Here is a 16,795-nt window from a genome sequence, read left to right as displayed (position 1 = left end):
GGGAAACTCGGACGTGCAGGAGGTCAACACTATGGTTCCCATCCTGCTGGTACTGCTTCTGGTCCTGATTCTCTTCGGTGCCGGTTTCGCGGTGAAACTGCTCTGGTGGATAGCGCTGGCGGTGCTCGTCCTGTGGCTGCTCGGATTCCTGGTGCGCGGCACGAATGCCGGCGGCGGCAGGGGCCGGTGGTACAGGTGGTAGCCATTCCAGTCTGATTCCGGGAGCTGTCCAGAGTTCCGGGAGAGCGAGACGAGCGGCCCGCGGACCGGTCATCCGGTCCGCGGGCCGCTCGTCTCGTGTCCCGTGCAGGTCAGGCGTGATGGACGGTGGTGTCGCAGGCGGGCCATGCCAATTCGCCGGCGAACGCGGATTCTCCGGTGAAGGCGTAGGCCGCCCACGGGCCGGTGAATTCGACCCGCACACCTTCCTCCTCATGCTGTGCGCGACGCACACGCTCCACGAATTCCTCCGATTTCATTCGAGGAACCAGATAGGCGGCGTCGAGCACATTCGTGCCGGACTTCCCGGGGAGCGCCACATTGCGTGGCGGATGCAAACAGGCGCCCTCGGCGCGGCGCGACAGGTCGTCGTGCAAGTGCCGGGCGTATTCCTCCGCATTCTCCGGAACCCGGCCTTCCGCTGCCGCGCCGGAAATCCCCGCGCGGTCCGGTCCCGCGCCGTCGAGGGCGGCGGGCCGGCCGGTCTCCGTGTAGATCCGCACGCGCCATTCCACCCGCCCGTCGATCCGGTCGAGCGCGCGCACGAACCGGTCGTGCCCTTCCTGCATCATCAGGCGCACGGCGGCGTCGTCGCGGAGCACCGTGGCGAGCCGCAGGGGCAGCGGGCTGGTGACGGTGGTGAGCGCGTCGACGACGCACTCGTGGGCCAGGGCGGTCTCGCCCACCCATTCCGGATCCCGCAGGCGGCCGCGCAGCGGCTCCACGGCGAAGTCCTCCTCCGGGACCGTGCCGACCACGGCGACCAGGTCCTCGTGCAGGACCTGGCGCGCCGGAGCTCCGGCGACACCGGTCAGCTCGGCCGACAGGGCCGCGGGGAACGGCCGGCAGATCGCGTAGACGTACCGCAGACCAGTCATGCGCTCTCCTCCTTCGGGCCCGGCCGGCGCGGCTTCGGCATTGTCCGCCCGCACGCGCCGCTCGGCATACCTTCGCGTCGTCCTTCGTCCTCGGCCGCCGCTCAGCGCACCACCGCCGTCTCCACCAGGAGCCGCGCCGCCGCCGCGATCGCCTCGGCGTCGATGCCCGCGGCGTGCAGCTGCTCTCCCGGGCTCGCCGAACCGGGCATCGTACGGACGGCGAGGCGCACCAGGCGGGGCACCGGGCGGCCGTCCAGGAAGGCGTCGAGGACCGCGTCCCCGATGCCGCCCTCCTCGCGGTGGTCCTCGACCGTGACGAGGCAGCCGGTCTGTTCGGCGGCGTCGCGCAGGGTCCGGCGGTCGACGGGCTTGACCGAGTAGAGGTCGACGACCCGGACCTGGATGCCCTCGCGGTCGAGCGCCTCCGCGGCGGCCAGCGCCTCGTGGACGGTGACACCGGCCGCGACGAGGGTCAGCCGGTCCTGGCCACTGGCGCGCAGCACCTTGCTGCCGCCGACCGGGAACTCCTCCGTGGCGCTGTAGATCACGGGGCTTTCGCCGCGCGAGGTGCGCAGATAGCGGATGCCCTCCAGGTCGGCCATGGTGGCGACGAGCTTGGCCGTCTGGTTGGCGTCGCACGGGTACAGCACGGTCGTGCCGTACAGCGCGCGGAACATCGCCAGGTCCTCCAGGCCCATCTGGGAGGGCCCGTCCTGTCCGATGGCCACGCCCGCGTGCGAGCCGACCAGGTTGATGCCGGAGCCGCTGACCGCCGCCATGCGGACGAAGTCGTGGGCGCGGGTCAGGAAGGCGGCGAAGGTCGAGGCGTAGGGCACCCAGCCGCGGCTGGCCATGCCGACGGACGTGGCGACGAGCTGCTGTTCGGCGATGTAGCACTCGAAGAAGCGGTCGGGGTGCTCCTTCGCGAAGAACTCGGCGCGGGTCGAGTCGCTGACCTCGCCGTCCAGGGCCACGACGTCGCCGCGTGCGCTGCCGAGCGCGGCGAGCGCCTGCCCGTAGGCGTCCCGGGTGGCGACCTCGTCGCCGGTGTCGTAGCGGGGCAGGTCGAGGTGTGCGGAGTGCGCGGCGTGCACGGTCCGCGCGGCGGGCGGCTGCTGGACCTCCACGTGCCGGTCGTGGACCCCGCCCAGCTCCGCGACGGCCTCCTCGGGGTCGGGCAGCGGCTTGCCGTGCAGGCCCTCGCGGTCCTGGGCGGAGGCGACGCCCTTGCCCTTGAGGGTGCGGGCGATGATCGCGGTCGGCTGTCCGGCGGTGGATCCGGCCTCGCCGTACGCGCGGTCGATCGCGTCCACGTCGTGCCCGTCGACTTCGACGGTGTGCCAGCCGAAGGCCCTGAAGCGCCGGGCGTAGGCGTCCAGGTCGTGCCCGTGCCGAGTCGGCCCGCGCTGCCCGAGGCGGTTGACGTCGAGGATCGCGACGAGATTGTCGAGGTGCTCGAATCCGGCGTGCTCGGCGGCCTCCCACACGGAGCCCTCGGCGAGTTCGCTGTCCCCGCACAGGACCCACACCCGGTAGCCGGTGTGGTCCAGCCGTTTGCCGGCGAGCGCGACGCCCACACCGACGGGGAGCCCCTGTCCGAGGGAACCGGTGGCGGTCTCCACCCACGGCAGTCGCCGGGGCGTGGGATGGCCCTCGAGCCGGCTGCCCCGCTTGCGGAAGGTGAGGAGCTCCGCCTCGCTGATGGCCCCCGCGGCCTTGTAGGCGGAGTACAGCAGGGGCGAGGCGTGGCCCTTGGAGAGGATGAACCGGTCGTTGCCGTGATGCTGGGGGCGTTCGAAGTCGTACCGCAGGTGCTTGGCCAGCAGTACGGCCATGAGATCGGCGGCGGACATCGACGACGTGGGGTGCCCGGAGCCCGCGGCGGCGGCCGCGCGCACGCTGTCCACACGCAACTGCTGTGCCAGCTCGTTGAGTTGACGGGTCTTCATGACGCTCCTTCCGGTCGGTCGGCGTGCTGCGCCGGTGCACCGGGCACTCGTGCCAGTTCCGGCGACGCGGTGTCCAGGGGGACGGACCACGAGCGGACCAGGCCGAGCTGTACGGCCTGGCGCGGGAGTACGGCGTCCAGCAGCCAGTCGGCCGCGACGCGGACGCGGTTCGCCGGCATGGCGGCGAGGTGGTAGCCGCGGGTGACCGCTCCGGCGACGGGCCCCGACAGCGGGATGCCGAGCGGGTCGGCGGCGGCCTTGGCGCCGCCGAGGTCGACGGTGAAGCCCAGGTCGCGGTGGTGGTAGGCGCGGCGGCTGCCGATACCGAGCGAGGCGGCGACGTTGCGTCCCGCGATCCGTCCGTGCCGCCAGGCGTGCTGGGCGGTCATCGGCGTGTACTGCCCGGGCCGGTCCAGATCCGGTACGGCCGCGGCGTCCCCGCACGCGTACACCTCGGGATGGCCGGGCACCTGGAGGTACGGGTCGACGAGCAGCCGCCCGTGCTCCAGGGGCCGGTCGAGTCCCGCGACCAGCGGGTCGGGGCGGACGCCGACACACCACACCAGGGTCCGGGTGTCCACGAACTCCCCGTCGCTGAGCCGGACCCCGGTGGGCGTGGCCTCCTCGACGGACGTCTGGGTGCGCACGTCGACGCCTCGCTGGCGCAGCACGCGGTCGGCGGTGCGCGAGAGCCGCTCGTCGAGTTCGGGCAGGACGCGCGGCGCGACGTCGAGGAGCAGCCAGCGGGGCCGCATGCCGTCGTACGACGGCTGCTTGCGCACCAGCGCGTCGGTGAACAGCTTTCCCTGGGCGGCGACCTCGGTCCCCGTGTAGCCGGCGCCCACCACGACGAAGGTGCGGCGTGCGGCGCAGTTCTTCGGGTCGTCGGCCGCGGCGGCGAGCTCCAGCTGCCGGGTCACGTGGTCCCTGAGGTAGAGCGCCTCGGGCAGACCGCGGAAGCCGTGCGCGTACTCGGCGACGCCCGGCACGGGCAGCAGTTTGTTGACGCTGCCGACGGCGAGGACGAGGCGGTCGTAGCCGAGGGTGCCGCCGTCGCCCTCCGGGCCGATGCAGTGCACGGTGCGGGCGTCGAGGTCGATGCCGTCGGCCTCGCCGAGCACGAGGCGCACCCGCGGCAGGGTTCCGGCGAGCGAGACGGTGACGCGGCGCGGCTCCAGCACACCGGCGGCCACCTGGGGCAGCAGGGGCAGGTACAGGAAGTAGTCGGTGGGGTTGAGCAGGGTGATGTCGGCCTTGTGCCGGGTCAGCCGCGACAGGACGCGGGCCGTCCGGTACCCGGCGAAGCCGGCACCGACGATCAGGATGCGGGGTCGACTCACGGTTCGCCTCCGGCGGTGTCGCTCGTACGGGCTCTTCCGCGTCCCCAGGGCGCGGGCACCCAAACACCGGCGCCCCCAGCGTCTCACCCGTCTCGTCCGGGTTCACGTCGGGAGCGCCGCGGCGACGACCCGCCGTCACCGCACGCGGCGTGCGGGACGGTCACCGCACGCGGTGTCCGTCACGCGCGGTGATGCGGCGCCTCCGGATAGTCCGTTCCGGGAATGTGAGGTGTGCTGCCCGGGGCGCCCGGCGGGACGGGCGGGACCGGCGGGTAGGGCATGCCGAGGCCGCTGGGCGGAGCGGCCGGGGCCGAACCGCCGACGACGCGGTCGGGGTCGGTGTGCCCGTGCGGGTGCGCGGAGTGCCCGTGCGCGGACGGCCGGGCCATGCCGCGCAGCACGAAGGCCACCACGCCGAGCAGCGCCGCGGTGATCAGGGCGGCGGCCCAGCCGGGCAGCCCCGCGGCGAGGCCCAGCCCGATGGCCAGAGCCAGCGCGGCGCCCGCGTACAGGGCCAGGGCGCCGGACGCCGCGTACAGCGTGGCCGTGCGGCGCTGTTTGCGGGTCTGTTCGCGCAGCTCGTCCCGTACGGTCTCGCGGGCCACCTGCGCCAGCTCGTCGACGAGGTCCTTGTCCAGGTGTTCCAGATGATCCAAGCGTTCCATGGCCGCCGAGTACCCGGCCCGGCAGTGGCATAACGCGAGGTCGGCGGCGGGTCCGGGGGCGGACCCTGGCGGCCGGTCCGGGGCGGACCCTGGCGGGCCCGGGCGGCCGCGCGTCCCGGCGGACCGGCGGGTGCGGTGCTCCCGCGCTGTGCGGGATCCGTGCGAAACGATCTCCCGTCCGGGCGGCCCCAACTAGGCTCCTCCCATGGAGATTCTGGGAGCCACGCTGCGTATCTGCGTCGACGACCTGGAGGCCTCGGTCCCGTTCTACGAGAGACTCGCCGGCGGGAGCGCCCTCCGCTTCGAACGCGGCGGTGTCTCCGTGGCCGCGGTCGGGTGCTTCCTGCTGATGAGCGGGCCCGAGGCCGAACTGGAGGTGCTGCGCAAGGTCGCCGCCACCATCGCGGTCAAGGATGTCGACGAGGCCCACCGCGTCCTCACCGACTCGGGCGCGCACGTGCTGGCGGGTCCCGTCGCCACTCCGGCGGGCCGCAATCTGATCGCCATGCACCCGGACGGATCGGTGTACGAGTACGTGGACCGCCGAGCGGAGTAGCCGTCGGGATCGGGGCCGGCCGGCCCCCGGGAGCTCCGGAGCGGATCCGGCCGGCCGCCGGCCCCCCTGGGGCTCCGGCGCGGATCCGGCCGCCCCCGGCGGGCTCCGGTGCGGATCCGGCCGCACCCACGGGGCTCCGGTACTGACGGAGCCCCCCGGCGGAACGCCGGGCGTGTGCCTCCGGCCGGTCCGGTCAGTCCGTGGGCGGCCGCATGCGGAACTCGTACCGCGCCGGCAGCGGATCGTCGGTCAGGCGGGCCCACACCTGGGACATCACCTCGGCGCCCTCCCGCAGGTCGGCCACCTCGAATCCCTCGTCGAAGACGGCGCGGGCCGCGGGCACGTCCCCCTCGGCGAGCAGCAGCTGCGCCTCGATCAGACGGAACCGGCCCCGCGCGCGGGTGCCGGAGCCGAGCCGCTCCCACACGGACCGCGCCTGACGGGTCCGCCGAACGGCGAGGAGCGCCTCCACGGCCTCCCGCCCGAGCGCGGTCGTCGCCGCGGTCCACACCTCCCCGGAGTCCCGCCGCTCGCGGCACAGGTCGTCGAACGCCTCGACGTACCGGTCGGCGGCCCGCTCCTTGTTGCCCGCCTGCGCGTCGGCGACGGCGAGGCAGCGGAGCAAGGGCCACAGGGACGGGGCGAGTGCGAGGGCACGCTCCCAACTGCGCACGGCCTGCGCCGAGTCGCCGGCGTGCCACTGGGCCACCCCGAGGTGGTACTCGGCCAGCGGCACGGCGGGCGCCGTCTCCAGCATGTCCCGCCAGTGCGGGGCGACCAGCGTCTCACCGGGCGGCCCGACCCGCCGGGGCTCGGGAAACGCTCCGGTCCGCAGGAGTGCGAGCCAGGGGGCCTGTGCCTCGCCGAGCGTGGACTCCTCGAACGGCGTGCCGGGCAGCTTGTGGGCGGAGCGCAGGACCTCCAGCGCTCCCCAGCCGGATCCGACGGCGAGCACCTCGCCGGGGTCGGTGTCGGCGTGCGGCAGCCAGGCGGCGTACGCGGCGTCGACGTCCCGGCGCGGCAGGACGTCCTCCAGCCGGGACTCGGCCTCCGCACGCGCCGCCGCCCAGTCCTCGCCGTGTGCCGCTCCGGCTCCCACGGTCAGCGGCCCGTAGGCCTCCAGCCAGGAGAACTCGCTCTCCGCCTCCAGCCGTACGTGTTCGAGCTGCGTGCGCGCCAGTCCGGCCTGGATCTCGCAGTAGCCGCCGGTCCCGGGCTCGGTGAGCCACTCCTGCCAGCGCCGCCCGCCCGGTCCCGAGCCCCACACGAACAGCTTGCGTCCGCGCAGCAGATCGGTCGAGGTCTGCACGAGCGCGTCGCCCGCCTCGTCGACCGCCGCGATCCAGCGGCGCTGCCCGTCGGGCACCTCGTAGAAGAAGTCGGCGGGGAAGTGGCTGTTGAGCGGGTACGTCCGGTCGGCGTCGTCGTACGACGGCACCGGTATGCGCCGCAGCCGGCGCTCGTACCCGAAGTGCCAGGCCTCGTCGGCCGGCGCCAGGACCCTGCGCTCCTCGGGGACCGCGATGTTGGACCACCAGTACACGGGCGCGGGCCGCTCGTGCGGATTGCGCACGCGGACGCCGACGTACAGGAAGTCGGAGCCGTCCGGCAGCCACAGATCGACCTGGAAGGGGAGGTCCCGCAGGCGCTCCCACTCCCACAGGCGCAGCATCTCGCCACCGTCGGGGGCGGGCACACGGGCGGCGTGGAGGGGTGAGCAGGACAGGGTGGTGTGGCCGGTGGCGCCGATGTTCCACTCGATGCCGCCGGAGAACCACGCGCCGTTGAGGGCGAAGCAGGCGGGCTGCACCACCGGGTTGCGGTAGAGGAGTTCGCGCTCGGTGGGTTTGTGCAGGAGCGAGACGATCCGGCCGCCGAAGCCGGGCAGCACGGTGGCGCGCAGCCGGTCGTTCTCGATGACGATGGCGTCGAGTTCGCGGGGCGCGCGCGCCCTGTCGTATCCGTCCCGGATGCGCTCCGGCAGGACGCTGTGCAGGGGCTCGTAGCCGATCTGCCGGGCCATGTCGCGCGGCAGGCCCTCGCGGTCCCGCTCGTCGATACGGTGCGCCTCGTCGAGGGTCAGCAGCGGAGGCAGCGGATTGCTGGGGCCCAGGTCCGCCGCCGGGAGGGTCAGTACGTCACGTCGGATCGTCGTCACGATGACCATGGAACATGGTCCCGCGGGAAGTGACCAGGGGCTGTGCTCGCAAGAATGCGGTCAGGATTCCGCAAAGGCGGCGACGACGAGGTCGGCGAGCAACCGGCCCGCGGCGCCGTCCGGGTCCAGGTCGGGGTCGTAGATGGTGACGTTGAGGCCGACGCAGTGCGGGGAGCGCACCAAGGGGCGCAGCAGGGCGAGAAGTTCGTCGGGGAGCAGTCCGTCGGGGTCGGGGCTGTCCACGGCCGGCATCACCGACGGATCGAGGCAGTCGGCGTCGAGGTGCACCCAGAAACCGTCGAGGTGCGGCTGTTCGAGGGTCTGCACGGTGGCCCGCGCGAGGGCGTCGGCACCCCACTCGCGCAGTTCCCCGACGGTCACCGTCGGGATCTTCAGCGCGGCGAGCTCGTCCCGCTCGGTGTCGTAGTCGCGGATGCCGAAGAGCCGGACGTCCTCGTCGCGCAGATAGGGCCTCAGCCCCTCCAGGTCGGTCAGGTCGTCCTGGCCGCGGCCGGTGGCCAGGGCGAGTTCCTCGCCGCCCGCGGCGCCGATCCGGTCGGAGTTGCCGGGGTGCCGGAAGTCCGCGGATCCGTCGACGGCGGCGAGTCCGTAGCGGCCGATGCGGCGCAGGGCGAGCGACGCGCCCAGCTGGATGGAGCAGTCGCCGCCGAGGACGACGGGCAGGTCACCGGCGCGGACATGGTGCTCGATGCGGTCGGCGAGCTTGACGGTGTACGCGGCGATGGCGGCGGCGTTGAAGACGCCGTCGCCTTCCTGCCAGTCACCCCGGTCGTAGCGCGGCGGGACGACGACACCGCCCTCCAGGGCGCCGAGCCGCTGCACGATGCGCTGCTCGCGCAGGGCGCCGGCCAGTTTGTAGCAGCCGGGGACGGTGCCCGGCGCCGGGGGCCGCAGGCCCAGGTTGGAGGGCGCGTCCAGGACCACGATGGTGCGCATGGGCTCATCCTCTCCCGGCGTCCGCCGGACGGGAAGGGATCATCTCCGCCGTGATCGCCCAGCGCTCGTGGTCCCGCCAGACGCCGTCGATGCGGATGAAGTCCGGCGAGAAGCCCTCCAGCCGGAAACCGCACCGCCGGGCGAGCGCGAGGGAACCGGCGTTGCCCGGCTGCGCGTTGATCTCCAGCCGGTGCAGCCCCATCGCGCCGAAGGCGTACCGCACGACGAGGTCGAGCCCCTCGGCCATCAGCCCGCGGCCCGCGGCGTGCGCGAAGGCGCCGTACCCCAGCGCGCCGCACAGGAAGCCGCCCTCGACGATGTTGTTGATGTTGATGAATCCGGCGATGCCCCCGTGGTCGCGTTCGCACACGAGGAAGCCGGCCTTCGTCGGATCGTCGATGAGCCGTCCCGCGTACCGGGCGTAGGCGTCGGCGCTGTCGGGCGGGAAGAGCCAGGGCTGGTGCAGTTCCTTGCTCTCGCGGGCCCGGGCGGTGAACTCCGCGCCGTCCTCGTGGGTGAAGTGGCGTATGCCCACACGAGGGCCTTCGGCGAGGTAGTCAGGCATTCCGTCACCTTACGCGAACGGGTGTTTCAGCTGCGGCGCTTCCTGACGGCATACGCGCCGCAGAGCCCGCCGATCGCCCCGGTACCGAGCAGGGCCATCCACAGCGGCATGGTCACCTCCGGGCCGAGCAGCCGGATCTTCGTGCTGTGCCTGTTCTCGAAGACGAAGATCAGGGTCAGCAGGGCCAGGGCCGCGATGCTGATCCTGCCGGGGGACGCCGGCCCGCCGCCGTTCCCGCCCGCGCTCTCGGAGGTCTTCGGGCTCATGCGCCCAGCATGGGCGGCGCGGTCGCGGCACGCGCGGTGGGACGTTCCTACGGGTGACCCGTGACCGCGGGCGGTCACGGGTCACCCTGGCCGGTCGCCGGGTTCCGTCGGTCCCCGCGTCAGTCCCCGACGACCGGCAGCTCCAGTACTCCGGTGTCCCCCGGTGAGCTGGTGACGGTCACCGGCTTCACCCCCTTGTTCCCGAAGTAGGCGTCGTCGCTGGCGGCGACGACGAACCGGAGCCGGTGTCCCGCCTCGTACCGGTGCACGATCCCCGGCAGCGAGACGGTGAAGCTCCGCGTGACGTCCGGCACCCGCACCGGCGCCACCAGGCGGTGCACCAGCGTCTTCGTGCCGTCGGGCGCCACGTCGTAGAGCTTGGCGAAGAGGACCAGCTTGTCCGCGGCGTCGCCGGAGTCCTGCACACGCTCCGTCCTCGGCGAGACGACCTTCAGCGTGGCCCGGGGCGCCCCGACCACGTCGACCGCGCGGGGCAGTGGTTCGCTGGTCCAGCCGAGGTAGGTGCCCGGTGTGTCGTACGGCGCGGGGTCGGGCACTCCGACGACCCCGGCGAGGGAGCTCTCGGAGTGGCTCGTGGGCAGCGGCAGGTTGCGGTACTCCCGGCTGCCGCGTGCGACCTTCTTGCGGTCGTCGACGAGCTTGCCGTCACCGGACAGGTAGAGCGTGCGGCTGAGCGAGGGCAGCCGGTCGGCCGTCGCGTAGGTGTGACCGGGGTCGGTGATCCAGTCGCGGTAGTACGCGAACGCCGGTCCGGTGCCCGCGTCCTCACGGTGCCTCAGATAGCGGTCGAACCAGGCGAGGATCCGCTTGCCGACGTAGCTCGTCTCCAAGTTGCCCTGTGACAGGTTGAGTTCACCGCTCGCCGGGTCGGTGAGCCCGCCGCTGTGGCCCCACGACTGCCAGATCATCCTGGTCGTGGTGCCCTGGGCCTTGAGCGCCTTGTACGTCGCCGTCGCCTCGTTGAGATTGAACAGGCTGTCGGACTGGCCCTGGACGAGGAGGGTCGGCGCGCACACGCCCCGCAGATAGGAGACGGGCGAGACGCTGCGGGCGTAGTCCAGCAGCGGCCCGGTCCTGGCCGCCGGGTAGCTGCCCGAGTTGAGGGTCCGCACCGTCCGGCAGGCGTCGCTCACGAAGTGCAGGCAGGTCAGGTTGTTGATCCGGGAGGGGTCCAGGTTCGGTTCGGTCAGCGGCTGGGTCTCGCCGATCAGGTAGAAGCCGTTGGCCCACTGCCATTTGAAGGCGCCGGGCACCTGGCTCGCACCGACCGCGTTGTTGGGGTCCAGGGAGTACGCGAGGTCGTGCCAGGTGATGAGGGGAACGAGGGCGTCGACGCGGTGGTCCACCGCGGCGGTGGCCATCTGGACGGCGCCGCCGTACGAGCCTCCGATCATGCCGACGCGGGGATCGGCCTTGCCGTCCCGCGCGACGTAGTCGGCCCGTGTGCCGTCGTCCGCGGCGCGTGTGCCCGCGAGGAAGTCGACCAGCCGGGAGGCCGCCACGCCGTCGATGCGCGGGTCGTCGAGGGAGATCAGGCACCCTGATCCGCCGAAGCCGAGCCCGGAGTAGACGAGTCCCACATAGCCACGGGCGGCGAACGCCTTGCCGATCGCGTCCGTCGAACCGTCCGACTTGCTGCCGCCGAAGCCGTTGGTGGCGAGCACGGCGGGTGCGGGGTGGTCGCGGTCCACACCCGCGGGCCGGTACAGATCGGCGTCGATCGTGCAGGTGCGCCCGCCGGCCTCGACCGTGAACGTGAGCGCGGTGACGGAGTACGGGACGGGCGCGGCGGACGCGGGTGCGGTGAACGCGAGCGGAGCCGTGAGCGCGGCTCCGAGAGCCAGGGCGAGCGGGGCACGGGATCGCCGGGCCCGGGATCCGGGCACTCGCGGGCGACGGGACACATGGACCTCCACGGTGAGGACGACCCGAATGAGCGCGAAACGACTACCGACCGGTAAGTACCGGCCGGAAGTCATGCTGTGACACGTGTCAGACGGAGGTCAATCACCGTGCTGCATGGTGTTGACGGAGATTCAGTGAACAGGCCGCGTCGGCGACCGCCGGTCACGGCGGTCACCGACGCGGCCCGGGAGCTTCAGACCAGGGCGGGTTCGTCCAGCGTCAACGTCCCTGCGTCGGCGTCGAGTTCGGCCGACAGGCCGAAGGGTGTGGTGAGCGCGCCCTCGCAGTGCCCGAAGCCGAAGTGCTCGGCCACGGGGACGCCGAGACCGCCGAGCCGGTCGGCGAACACGGCGCGCACCTCTTCGTAGGGACCGCAGTCCTCCCAGGATCCGAGGGCGATCCCGGAGACCCCGTCGAGCCATCCGGCGCGCAGCAGTTGCGTCAGGATGCGGTCCAGCCGGTACGCCTCCTCACCGATGTCCTCGATCAGCAGGAGCCCTCCCCGGGCGGAAGGACGCGCGTGCGGGGTGCCGAGGCCGGCGGCCAGCAGGGACACGCAGCCGCCGAGGGTGACTCCCCGGGCGCGCCCCGGCACCAGCGCGGTGCCGCGGCCCGAGGCGATCGTCAGCACCGACTCGGGCTCGAAGAGGGTGGCCCGCAGATGTTCCTGCGCCCGCGCGTTCTTCAGGAAGTCGATGCCCGCCACCATCGGGCCCTGAAGGGTCGCGAGGCCCACTCGGCTCGCGAACGCCTCGTGCAGCGCGGTGATGTCGCTGAACCCGAGGAAGACCTTGGGCCCGGCGGCGCGGATGGCGTCCCAGTCGAGCAGGTCGATCATGCGCTGCACGCCGTACCCTCCGCGGGCGCACAGCACCGCGGACACGTCCGGGTCGCACCAGGCGGCCTGGAAGTCTGCGGCCCGGTCGGCGTCCGTGCCCGCCAGATAGGTGAAGTCGGGGTGCCGGTCGAGGACATGGGGCGCCACCACGGGGTCGAGATGCCAGCCGCGCAGGATGTCCAGGCCCGCCTGGAGCCGCTCCTCGGGGATGGGGCCGCTGGGCGCGACGACGGCGACACGCGCCCCGGGAGCGAGTCGTGCGGGTCGGGTCAGGGGCTCGGTGGTGGTCACTCGGCGGGCTCCGGTTCCTGGCTGAGGGGTGTCACTTGGCGAGCTCCAGGGTCGGGACACCGGGCGGGTGCAGTCCGAAGACCTGGGCGTACAGGGAGAGTTCGGACTCCAGGGCCCGCACCATCGTCTCGGCCCGCCGGAAGCCGTGCCCCTCGCCCTCGAAGGCGATGTAGGCGTGCGGGACGCGTCGGCCGTGCTCCTCCAGCCTGGCCAGGAACCGCTCGCACTGCACGGGAGGACAGATCGCGTCGTCGAGCCCCTGGAGCAGCAGGAACGGCGCGGTGATCCGGTCGGCGTGCTCGGTGGGCGACCGCTCCGCGTACCGGCCGGGCACCTCGGCGATCGGGCCGACCAGGCTCTCCAGATACCGCGACTCGAAGTCGTGGGTCTCCCCCGTGGCCCAGCCCGCGAGGTCGAGGATCGGGTAGATGATCGTGCCGCAGGCGTACACATCGGTGCTCGCCAGGGACGCGGCCGTGGTCCAGCCGCCCGCGCTGCCGCCGCGGATGGCGAGCCGGCCGCGGTCGGCGGTTCCCTCCGCGGCCAGAGCCAGTGCGACGGCCGCGCAGTCCTCGACGTCGACGACGCCCCACTGCTCGCGGAGCCGGTTGCGGTACTCCCGCCCGTGGCCCGTCGATCCGCCGTAGTTGACCTCGGCGACGCCGATCCCGCGGGAGGTGAAGTAGGCGATCTCCAGGTCGAGGACGAGGGGTGCGCGGCCGGTGGGTCCGCCGTGCGCCCAGACGACGTACGGCGGCAACTCGTCGCCCGCGGCCACGTGGCCGGGATGGTGCGGCGGGTAGATGTGGGCGTGGATCTCGCGCCCCGCGGGACCGGTGAAGGAGCGGATCTGCGGCTCCGGGTAGTACGCGGGGTCCACCGGATCCTCGTGCCGGGCGCCGGTCACCCGGGCGCGGCCGGTGCGGGCGTCCAGCTCGACGACCTCGTAGGCGCTGCGGGGGCTGGCCCCGACGCCCATGACCCTGCTGCCGTGCACGGCGAGGGTGGGCGCGAACTCGGTCCAGGGACCGGCCGCGTCGACCACCTCACCGGTCTCCGGGTCCAGGACGCCGAGGGCGGTGGCGCCGCGCCCGTGGACCACAGCGATCAGGCCGGTCTCCAGCGGGGCGAACCAGCGGTGTCCGACGCGCCACGGCGGACCGCCGAACTCCTCCTCGCGCGGGCACAGCGCCACCGGGTCGCCGTCCGGGTCCAGGCGGTACAGATTCCACCAGCCGGTGCGGTCGCTCGCGTACAGCAGGGTGCCGTCGGGTGCCCAGTCGGCCTGCACCACGGACTCCTCGGGACCGCCGGCGACGGGCCGCGCGGCGTGGAGGGTGCCGTCCTCGGCCACGTCGGCGAGGACCACCTCCGTCCCGTCCCACGGCATCCGGGGGTGGTCCCAGGCGAGCCAGGCCGCCCGGCGGCCGTCCGGCGACAGGCGCGCCCCGGTGACGAACCGGTGCTGTCCGTCGCTCAGTTCCCGGACGGCGTCCCGGTCCTCGGCGGCCGACCCGTCCAGCGGTACGGCGGCGAGCACCCGCCGTACGTCGGAGGGGCCCTCCCCGGTGAACTCCTCCAGGACGCACCACACCTCGCCGCGCTCCGGCCGCAGCTGCGGGTCCACCCAGCGCCGTCCGCCGCCGACCGGCGAGAGGGGGGTGAGCGGCGTGGGTGTGCCGCCCGGTTCGTGCCGGTAGAGCCGCTGGTCGGCGAAGTTCACGAACACCGTCAGGGGCCCCTCGGGGCGCATGACCGCGGCCCACGGCTGTCCGCCGTACTCGATGACGCGGCTGCGCACGTTCCACGGGGCCGGCAGCAGGGACTCCTCCGTGCCGTCCGCACGGCGGCGGACGAGAGTGCGGCGCCCGCCCTCCTCGGGGCGGGGCTCGGTCCACCAGGCCTCGTCACCGACGAAACCGACGAACTCGGGGTGGCCGTCGTGCGCCGCGGCCAGGGTCGCGCCGATGGGCGAGGGCCACGATCCGTACGCCAAGGTCTGCATGCCGTCCCCCTAGGCCGTGCGCAGAAAGCGGTCGAGGACGCGGACACCAAAGTGGAGCGCCTCGACCGGGACGCGCTCGTCGACGCCGTGGAACAGGGCCTGGTAGTCGAAGCCCTCCGGAAGCTTCAGCGGGGCGAAGCCGTATCCGGTGATCCCGAGGCGCGAGAACTGCTTGGCGTCCGTGCCGCCGGACATGCAGTACGGCACCACATGCCCCTCGGGCGCGAACTCCTCCACGGCCGCGCGCATCTTCGCGTACGTCGCGGAGTCCAGCGGTGCCTGGAGGGCCACCTCCCGGTGGTGGAACTCCCACTCGACGTCGGGTCCGGTGAGCCGGTCCAAGGTCGTGCGGAACTCGTCCTCGAAGCCCGGGAGATATCTGCCGTCCACGTGGGCGACGGCCTCTCCCGGGATCACGTTGATCTTGTAACCGGCCTCCAGCATGGTCGGGTTGGCGCTGTTGCGCACGGTGGCCTCGACGAGCGCGGCGGCCGGTCCGAGCTTGCCCAGGAGGCCGTCCACGTCGTCCAGGCCGGCGTCCACGCCGTACAGGGCGGCCAGTTCGGTCAGGGCCGCGCTCACGGTGGGGGTGAGCCGCAGCGGCCACTCGTACTCCCCGATCCGGGTGATCGCGGCGGCCAGCCGGGTCACCGCGTTGCTCCGGTTCACCTTCGAGCCGTGCCCGGCCCGTCCGCGCGCGGTGAGCTTGAGCCAGCCGGTGCCCCGCTCGCCCGCGGCGATCGGATAGAGCTGCCGGCCCGCTCCGTCGTGGAAGGTGAACGCCCCCGACTCGCTGACGCCCTCGGTGCACCCCTCGAAGAGCGCGGGGTGCTGATCGGCGAGGAAGCCCGAGCCGTCCTCGGCACTCGCCTCCTCGTCGGCGGTGAAGGCGACGACGATGTCGCGGCGCGGACGCACGCCGGTGCGCGCCCACTCCCGGACGACGGCCAGGATCATCGCGTCCATGTTCTTCATGTCGACGGCGCCGCGCCCCCAGACCACACCGTCGCGGACCTCGCCGGAGAACGGGTGCACGCTCCAGTCCTCCGCCTGCGCGGGCACGACGTCGAGATGGCCGTGCACGAGCAGCGCGTCGGCGGACGGGTCGGTGCCCTCGATGCGCGCGACGACGTTCGTCCGTCCCCGGGTGCGCTCCAGCAGTGTGGGCTCCAGACCCGCTTCCGCGAGGAGCGCCGCGGCGTACTCGGCGGCCGGGCGCTCCTGGCAGTCGCCTCCGCCGCGATTGGTCGTGTCGATACGGATGAGCTCGGAGGTGAACCTCACGACCTCGTCGAGTGCCTGTGCGTCAGCCATACTGCTCCTCCACCGCGGCCGAGACGATCGTGGTGACCGCCTTGAAGGTGCGAATCCCCTCGTACATGGTGTCGCTGGTGTAGGCCACCTTCCGCTCCCCGATGCGGTCGACACCGGGCACGACGGTGGCGGCCATCGACAGATGCTCGGCGTCGAACTCCAGCGCCACGGTGAACGGGCCGCCGACTACCGGTTCGTGACGCACCGCCAGCGCCGCCGCCTCCTTGGCCGCGGCCCGGATGTCCGCGGCGGTCCTGGCGGGTGTGCGGCACACGGCCGCATAGCGCGAGACATGGTCCTTGACGGCGACCTTCAAGGCCTCCGGCGCGTAACCGAGCGCGTCCTCGCAGGCCACGTCGTCGCCGGTGACGAGGACGACCGGCACTCCGTACTCGGCGACGACGTGGGCATTGAGCAGACCTTCGCTGGCGCGGACGTCGTTCACCCACACCCCGGTGATGGAGTTCGCCAGGTAGGTGTGCGCGAGGACTCCCTCCATTCCGGCGCCCGCGTGATAGCCGACGAAGGCGATGCCGTCCACGTCGGCGTGCTGCACGCCCTCCACCATGGACAGCGACTTGTGCCGCCCGGTGAGCATCTGTGCCCGCTCGTCGAGCCGCTCCAGCAGGAGATTGCGCATGGTCCAGTGCGCCTCGTTGATCAGCACCTCGTCGGCGCCGCCGTCGAAGAAGCCGAGCACGGCCGCGTTGACGTCGGAGGTGAACAGTGAGCGGCATCGCTCCCACTGCTCGGTCCCCGGCAGCACGTCGGCCGGCCAGGTCACTCCCGTGGCGCCCTCCATGTCGGCGCTGATGAGGATCTTCATGACTCGAAACCGTACGCGCTTCGGCCCGGACCCGGCAGAGCC

General features: G+C 72.9%; 15 protein-coding genes. 2 read left to right on the top strand and 13 right to left on the bottom strand.

The genetic code is table 11. The annotated features are described in order from the left end of the window. Positions 1 to 31 precede the first annotated feature (31 nt). Complete coding sequence (locus ACSYGO_RS36295) at positions 32 to 202, top strand: hydrophobic protein (RefSeq protein ID WP_345649158.1); 171 nt, start codon at positions 32 to 34, stop codon at positions 200 to 202. Positions 203 to 311: 109 nt separating this feature from the next. On the opposite strand, the gene ACSYGO_RS36290 is transcribed toward ACSYGO_RS36295, so the two are convergent. From ACSYGO_RS36290 to ACSYGO_RS36275, 4 genes are all read right to left on the bottom strand, one after another. Continuing rightward, positions 312 to 1,097: a GvpL/GvpF family gas vesicle protein gene (locus ACSYGO_RS36290; RefSeq protein WP_460389161.1), complete on the bottom strand. Its 786-nt coding sequence runs from the start codon at positions 1,095 to 1,097 to the stop codon at positions 312 to 314. Between the two features lie 101 nt (positions 1,098 to 1,198). Further along, complete coding sequence (locus ACSYGO_RS36285) at positions 1,199 to 3,046, bottom strand: transketolase (protein WP_426680890.1); 1,848 nt, start codon at positions 3,044 to 3,046, stop codon at positions 1,199 to 1,201. After that, positions 3,043 to 4,386, bottom strand: a complete 1,344-nt coding sequence (locus ACSYGO_RS36280) for an NAD(P)/FAD-dependent oxidoreductase (RefSeq protein WP_460389159.1) — start codon at positions 4,384 to 4,386, stop codon at positions 3,043 to 3,045. The genes ACSYGO_RS36285 and ACSYGO_RS36280 overlap by 4 nt, the downstream gene beginning before the upstream one ends. A gap of 179 nt (positions 4,387 to 4,565) precedes the next feature. Next, positions 4,566 to 5,051, bottom strand: coding sequence for a phage holin family protein (locus ACSYGO_RS36275; RefSeq protein WP_426680892.1), 486 nt, complete (start codon positions 5,049 to 5,051; stop codon positions 4,566 to 4,568). A 205-nt stretch (positions 5,052 to 5,256) separates the two neighbouring features. Here ACSYGO_RS36275 and ACSYGO_RS36270 point away from each other — a divergent pair, with 205 nt between their 5' ends. Beyond that, a complete protein-coding gene (locus ACSYGO_RS36270; RefSeq protein WP_028801850.1) occupies positions 5,257 to 5,607 on the top strand; it encodes a VOC family protein in 351 nt (116 codons plus the stop codon). A gap of 193 nt (positions 5,608 to 5,800) precedes the next feature. Here the strand turns inward: ACSYGO_RS36270 and ACSYGO_RS36265 are convergent, their stop codons facing one another. The 9 genes from ACSYGO_RS36265 to ACSYGO_RS36225 all read right to left on the bottom strand — a co-directional run bounded on the left by ACSYGO_RS36265 (position 5,801) and on the right by ACSYGO_RS36225 (position 16,753). Next, entirely contained in the window at positions 5,801 to 7,774 is a 1,974-nt protein-coding gene (locus ACSYGO_RS36265; RefSeq protein WP_460389157.1) for a DUF5107 domain-containing protein, read from the bottom strand. Between the two features lie 51 nt (positions 7,775 to 7,825). Further along, a complete protein-coding gene (locus tag ACSYGO_RS36260; RefSeq protein ID WP_426680894.1) occupies positions 7,826 to 8,722 on the bottom strand; it encodes an arginase family protein in 897 nt (298 codons plus the stop codon). Positions 8,723 to 8,726: 4 nt separating this feature from the next. Further along, positions 8,727 to 9,287, bottom strand: a complete 561-nt coding sequence (locus ACSYGO_RS36255; protein ID WP_460389155.1) for a GNAT family N-acetyltransferase — start codon at positions 9,285 to 9,287, stop codon at positions 8,727 to 8,729. Between the two features lie 26 nt (positions 9,288 to 9,313). Continuing rightward, positions 9,314 to 9,553 carry a LapA family protein gene (locus tag ACSYGO_RS36250; RefSeq protein ID WP_432177194.1) on the bottom strand — a complete coding sequence of 80 codons (240 nt, stop codon included), beginning with the start codon at positions 9,551 to 9,553 and terminating at the stop codon, positions 9,314 to 9,316. 119 nt (positions 9,554 to 9,672) lie between these two features. Then, positions 9,673 to 11,490, bottom strand: coding sequence for a CocE/NonD family hydrolase (locus tag ACSYGO_RS36245; RefSeq protein ID WP_460389153.1), 1,818 nt, complete (start codon positions 11,488 to 11,490; stop codon positions 9,673 to 9,675). Positions 11,491 to 11,672: 182 nt separating this feature from the next. Beyond that, the gene (locus ACSYGO_RS36240) at positions 11,673 to 12,608 is read right to left on the bottom strand and encodes a S66 peptidase family protein (protein WP_460389151.1); all 936 of its coding nucleotides are present in this window, start codon (positions 12,606 to 12,608) and stop codon (positions 11,673 to 11,675) included. A gap of 31 nt (positions 12,609 to 12,639) precedes the next feature. After that, positions 12,640 to 14,613, bottom strand: coding sequence for an LpqB family beta-propeller domain-containing protein (locus ACSYGO_RS36235; protein WP_460389149.1), 1,974 nt, complete (start codon positions 14,611 to 14,613; stop codon positions 12,640 to 12,642). A gap of 9 nt (positions 14,614 to 14,622) precedes the next feature. Then, positions 14,623 to 15,927, bottom strand: coding sequence for a M20/M25/M40 family metallo-hydrolase (locus tag ACSYGO_RS36230; protein WP_460389147.1), 1,305 nt, complete (start codon positions 15,925 to 15,927; stop codon positions 14,623 to 14,625). After that, positions 15,920 to 16,753 carry a M55 family metallopeptidase gene (locus ACSYGO_RS36225; protein WP_095937589.1) on the bottom strand — a complete coding sequence of 278 codons (834 nt, stop codon included), beginning with the start codon at positions 16,751 to 16,753 and terminating at the stop codon, positions 15,920 to 15,922. Before ACSYGO_RS36225 ends, ACSYGO_RS36230 begins: the two co-directional genes overlap by 8 nt. Between the last annotated feature and the right edge of the window lie 42 nt (positions 16,754 to 16,795).

Source organism: Streptomyces krungchingensis, assembly GCF_054729265.1.
The sequence above is the reverse complement of the archived record's forward strand: the minus strand, read 5'-3'. Positions and strand labels throughout refer to the sequence as shown.

Excerpts from the sequence above, each read along its gene's own strand:
- ACSYGO_RS36295 (WP_345649158.1), top strand. The coding sequence starts at position 32 with ATGGTTCCCATCCTGCTGGTACTGCTTCTGGTCCTGATTCTCTTCGGT.
- ACSYGO_RS36290 (WP_460389161.1), bottom strand. The coding sequence starts at position 1,097 with ATGACTGGTCTGCGGTACGTCTACGCGATCTGCCGGCCGTTCCCCGCG.
- ACSYGO_RS36285 (WP_426680890.1), bottom strand. The coding sequence starts at position 3,046 with ATGAAGACCCGTCAACTCAACGAGCTGGCACAGCAGTTGCGTGTGGAC.
- ACSYGO_RS36275 (WP_426680892.1), bottom strand. The coding sequence starts at position 5,051 with ATGGAACGCTTGGATCATCTGGAACACCTGGACAAGGACCTCGTCGAC.
- ACSYGO_RS36270 (WP_028801850.1), top strand. The coding sequence starts at position 5,257 with ATGGAGATTCTGGGAGCCACGCTGCGTATCTGCGTCGACGACCTGGAG.
- ACSYGO_RS36265 (WP_460389157.1), bottom strand. The coding sequence starts at position 7,774 with ATGGTCATCGTGACGACGATCCGACGTGACGTACTGACCCTCCCGGCG.
- ACSYGO_RS36260 (WP_426680894.1), bottom strand. The coding sequence starts at position 8,722 with ATGCGCACCATCGTGGTCCTGGACGCGCCCTCCAACCTGGGCCTGCGG.
- ACSYGO_RS36255 (WP_460389155.1), bottom strand. The coding sequence starts at position 9,287 with ATGCCTGACTACCTCGCCGAAGGCCCTCGTGTGGGCATACGCCACTTC.
- ACSYGO_RS36250 (WP_432177194.1), bottom strand. The coding sequence starts at position 9,553 with ATGAGCCCGAAGACCTCCGAGAGCGCGGGCGGGAACGGCGGCGGGCCG.
- ACSYGO_RS36235 (WP_460389149.1), bottom strand. The coding sequence starts at position 14,613 with ATGCAGACCTTGGCGTACGGATCGTGGCCCTCGCCCATCGGCGCGACC.
- ACSYGO_RS36230 (WP_460389147.1), bottom strand. The coding sequence starts at position 15,927 with ATGGCTGACGCACAGGCACTCGACGAGGTCGTGAGGTTCACCTCCGAG.
- ACSYGO_RS36225 (WP_095937589.1), bottom strand. The coding sequence starts at position 16,753 with ATGAAGATCCTCATCAGCGCCGACATGGAGGGCGCCACGGGAGTGACC.